This window comes from Kitasatospora sp. NPDC127111, from assembly GCF_042677465.1.
In the GTDB taxonomy this organism is placed as follows: Bacteria; Actinomycetota; Actinomycetes; order Streptomycetales; family Streptomycetaceae; genus Kitasatospora.
This window is the reverse complement of record NZ_JBHXTG010000080.1, coordinates 1-1851: the sequence shown is the minus strand read 5'-3', so window position 1 is coordinate 1851 and position 1851 is coordinate 1. Positions and strand designations below refer to the sequence as shown.

Here is a 1851-nt window from a genome sequence, read left to right as displayed (position 1 = left end):
GTGTGGGGGGCGCTGCCCCCCCCCCCGGGGCGGGGGGGGCCGAAGTCCCTGTAGAGCTCCCCGTCGGGGGGGGGGCGGGGCCGCGGCGGCGCGCCGGCGGGGGGCGGCCGGCCCGCGGCGCTGCCGGTTGCGGGCATGACGGTGCCATGAAGTGCGGGCATGCGGAAATGGCCCCCCTGGGCTGGGACGGAACGTGGCCGTTCGTCCGCCACCCTCTCACATTGGCCTAGACCAATAATGAACGAGGTGTGACATCTCCGCGTTGCCGCAGCTCAGTGATGACGAGGCATCAGACCTTCTGCCGAGTGAGCTTCTTCGCGAGCTTCTCGAACCGCAGGTCCGACCGGAGCGGGATGCCGAAGCGCTCGTCGCCGTACGGGAACGGGGAGTAGACGCCGGTGCGGTGGAAGCCCCGGCGCTCGTACCAGGCGATCAGGTCGGCGCGCTGCTCGATCACCGTCATCTCCAGCTCGACGGCGCCCCACTCCTCCGCCGCGAACCGCTCGGCCTCCGCGAGCACCGTCCGGCCGACCCCGCCGCCCTGCCGGCCGGGACGGACCGAGAACATCCCGAAGTAGGCGAGCTCGCCGCGGCGTTCCAGCTGGCAGCAGGCCAGCAGCTCGCCGTCGCGCTCGGCGAGCAGCACCACGCCGTCGGCGTGGGTGACCGCCGCGGTCACGCCGTCGGCGTCGGTGCGCTGCCCATCCAGCAGGTCCGCCTCGGTGGTCCAGCCGGCCCGGCTGGCCTCGCCGCGGTAGGCGGACTCGACCAGCTCGACCAGCGCGGGCACGTCGGCCTCGGTGGCGGGGCGGAAGACGAGACCGCCCGCCTCGGGCTGGGCGGCGTCTCGGGTGGTCTCGGACACGGGGGCCTCTTCTCTCCGGTGGGACGGCGGCGGGGCGCCGATCCTCGCATCGTGCCACAGCGCCCCACCGCGCCCATCGAGCGGCCAGGAGCCGGACGTGGACCCGCCGCAGAGCCCACGTGGACCCGACGCGGACCCGACGCGGACCGGACGGCAGCCGCGGACCGGCGCCAGGGGAGGCCGGTCCCGCGCCTGCCGTCCGGAGTCCGGCGGGCCCGAGGGACGTGGTCAGCGGGTCGCGAGCGCCTCCTCGCTCGGCCGGGCGGACGGGAGGTCCGGCGCGGCGGCGGGCTTGCGCAGGGTGAGCGTGACCAGCAGGCCGAGCAGCATGCCGGCCGCGGTGAGCAGGACCACCAGGAACTCGCCGTCGGCGGTGGCCCTGAGCGGGTCGCCGCCGGCCTTGCCACCGGTGCCGGCGTCGGCGATGGCGGGGAAGACGGCCAGGCCGGTGGCGTTGCCGATGTTGAGCGCGGTCGAGGCGGCGCCGTTCGCGACGCCCTGCTCGTGCGCGGGGGTGCCGGTGGCGGCCCCGATCCACATCGCGGGTCCAGACCACGCCCTGACCGACACCGGAGACGATCAGCCCGGGCAGGATCGCGAGGTAGCCGGCGTCGGCGCCGAAGCCGAAGGCCAGGACGGCGGTGCCGACCGCTCCGACCAGGAAGCCGCCGATCAGGGCCGGGCGCGGCCCGGTCCGGGTGTCCGCCGCTCGCCCAGCTGGGTGCCGAGGGCGATGGCCACCGGGGGCACGAGGAAGGCGAGGCCGGTTTCGAGCGCGCTGTAGCCGTGGACGGTCCGCAGCAGGACGGTGAGGAAGTACGGCAGGACACCGGGACCACGCCGGGCTGCCGCTGAAGACCGTCCTGGAGCAGCTGGACCTGCTCGGCGAGGAGGGCGTGCCGGTGCTGCGCGAGGAGTTCGCCAGGAACCGCCCGGCCGACGTCACGCCGGCGCCGCTGCACCCGGCCGTCCGGGCGGCCCGCGGC

2 protein-coding genes and 1 pseudogene are annotated in these 1851 nt (G+C 75.8%); 1 reads left to right on the top strand and 2 read right to left on the bottom strand.

Features of this window, described 5'->3' with window-relative positions; genetic code table 11:
• Positions 1–289: 289 nt before the first annotated feature.
• Together ACFVHB_RS33655 and ACFVHB_RS33650 are read right to left on the bottom strand one after the other, a co-directional pair.
• Positions 290–865, bottom strand: coding sequence for a GNAT family N-acetyltransferase (locus tag ACFVHB_RS33655; protein WP_380329793.1), 576 nt, complete (start codon positions 863–865; stop codon positions 290–292).
• 228 nt (positions 866–1093) lie between these two features.
• On the bottom strand, positions 1094–1405 hold the full coding sequence (locus tag ACFVHB_RS33650) for a hypothetical protein (protein ID WP_380329791.1): 312 nt from the start codon (positions 1403–1405) through the stop codon (positions 1094–1096).
• Between the two features lie 293 nt (positions 1406–1698).
• Between ACFVHB_RS33650 and ACFVHB_RS33645 the strand changes: the two are divergent.
• Positions 1699–1851 (top strand): annotated as a pseudogene (locus ACFVHB_RS33645) (5,10-methylene tetrahydromethanopterin reductase); the annotation flags it as partial.